This window comes from Streptomyces recifensis (assembly GCF_002154615.1).
Lineage (GTDB): Bacteria > Actinomycetota > Actinomycetes > Streptomycetales > Streptomycetaceae > Streptomyces > Streptomyces griseoluteus.
Map to the genome: position 1 here is coordinate 1 of NZ_MUNH01000401.1, position 2,310 is coordinate 2,310.

The 2,310-nt window shown below is 73.8% G+C and carries 1 protein-coding gene and 1 pseudogene; both read left to right on the forward strand.

Annotated elements, in window-relative coordinates; translation table 11 throughout:
• A partial coding sequence (locus CCN33_RS20805) for an FUSC family protein (protein WP_208621816.1) occupies window positions 1-1,152 on the forward strand: 1,152 nt, incomplete at its 5' end.
• 272 nt (window positions 1,153-1,424) lie between these two features.
• A pseudogene (locus tag CCN33_RS20810) lies at window positions 1,425-2,310 on the forward strand (hypothetical protein); the annotation flags it as partial.

The following is a 2,310-nucleotide window of genomic DNA, read 5'->3' on the forward strand; positions in this document are numbered from 1 at the left end:
CTCCCGCCCGAGGTCCCCCAGGCGGTACGGGAACTGGCCGACGCCGTCGAGACCGGCGACACCGCCCATCTGCGCCTGCCCAGGCTCCCCCTCGCCCTCAGCGAGACCGAGCGCGCCGTCGACCACGCCCTCAAGCACACCGCCGCGGTGGTCACCTCCCCCTCGGCGGACCCGCGCGGGATCGACGAACGCACCGTCGCCCTCCACGTCCGCGCCGCCCGCGCCACCCGGGGCACGGTGCTCTCCGCGGGCTCCTGGCGCTACGGGCTCCGTCTCGCCGTCTGCATCGGCATCGCCCAGGCCCTCGTCTCCCTCGTCCCGGTCCCGCGCTCGTACTGGGTCGCGCTGACCATCACCTTCGTCCTCAAGCCCGACTTCGGCTCGGTCTTCTCCCGCGCCCTGCTGCGCGCGCTGGGCACGGTGGTGGGGCTGGCGATCGCCGCGGCTGTCCTGGCGGAGGTGCCGATCGGCTGGTGGGACGTACCGGTGATGATGGTGCTCGCCCCGCTCGTCCCGGCGCTCACCCCGCGTGGCTACGGCTTCCAGACCGCCGCGATCACCCCGGTGATCCTCCTGCTCTCCGACATCCTCAACCACGAGGGCACCGGCCTGCTGCTGCCCCGCCTGCTGGACTCCCTGATGGGCTGCGGGATCGCCCTGGTCGCGGGGTACCTCCTCTGGCCGGAGAGCTGGCACACCCGCGTCGGCGACCGGCTCGCGGACGCGGTCGAGGACACGGCGGTGTACGTCGAGACGGCGTTCGGCACCGAGACGGACCCCGTCCGCCGCGCCCGGATGCGACGCCGTCTCTACCGCGATCTGTCCACCATCCGGACGGAATTCCAGCGCGCGCTCACCGAACCGCCGCCCACCGGACGGCGCGCCGCGGCATGGTGGCCGCTGGTGGTCGCCGTGGAGCGGATCGTCGACGCGACGACCGCGGCACGCGTCCGCGTCCACCACGGCGCACCGCCCCCGTCCTCTGCCGAGGTCCACCAAGTGGTGCGCCAACTCGGTGAATTGGCGGAGAGGGTGCGGGAGGCCGAAATCCTCACCGGCTTCCCCACCCACCTGACCGGCCCGGCGGGCAGCGTGCTGGAACCGGTACGACAAGAAGTGGCGGCCGCGAGAGCCATCGCCACACCGCACTGACGGGCCGCTAACCTAACGTGGCCGTCCTGGCCAGGGATCTACGGCGACAACTCACGCGAAGGGGTGCGCACATGGGCATTCTCACTCTCCTGCGGAACGCGTTCGGCCGAGGACGCAAAGGGCGTCCCGCCGAGGCGGAGAGTGCAGACCACCTCCCGACCCCTCGCCAGGAACACGACCTGGTAACAGAGGCGTTCGAGAACCCGAGGGTCCCGTCCCAGGGAGCCTCGGAATCGACGAAGGCGGAATCTGCACCTGAGACCCCGGCCGGGGTGGAGTCGGTGGAGGCGGGCGGCGAAGCTGAGGCCCTCGCCTCGGAGGAGTCCGCCGAGACGGCTGCGCCCGAGGCGCTGGACTCGGAGAAGTCGACGGAGGCGGAAGCCGCCGCCGCACCAGAGGCCCCTGCCTCGGCAGAGGCACCGAAGGCGGAGACCGCGCCCGCGGCGGATGCCCCGGTCACCCCGGAGCTCGTGGCCGAAGCTCCGGAGGAGAAGGCACCGGAGATCGAGCCCCTCCTGATGGAGCCGGCCATCATCGACGCGGACCCCGAGGTGGTGGTCCCCCAGCAGCGCACCGAGCCCCTCCCCGAGGCAGAGGCGGAGCACGGCCAGCCGGCCATCCCCGAGCAGTCCACGGAACCCCCCACCGGCACCGTCGCGGAACCGGCCCCGGAAGGCGCCCCGACTCCCGAGGCCGACGCCGACCAGGACACCTCCGCCCCGGCGGCGAAGACCGACACCGCCCCCGAGCCCACCCGGGCCTCGAAGGCGGACCCCGAAGCCGAGCACCAGCCCACCCCCGCGCCGAAGGCGAAGGCCGAGCCGGAGGCCGAGGCGAAGGACACTGCCGAGCCCGAGGCCAAGGCCGAGCCGGAGACGGCGGCTCCCGCCAAGGCCGAGCCGGAGTCCACCCCCGCCCCGGAAGCCGACGCCAAGCCGGAGACCACCTCCGCGGCGAAGCCGAAGGCGAAGGCCCCCGCCGAGCCGGAGGCGAAGACCGAGGCCGAATCGGTGCCGGCGGCTCCCGCCAAGGCCGAGCCGGAGTCCACCCCCGCCCCGGAAGCCGACGCCAAGCCGGAGACCACCTCCGCGCCGAAGCCGAAGGCCAAGCCCAAGCCGAAGGCCGAGCCGGAGGCCGAGGCCAAGCCGAAGGCCGCCG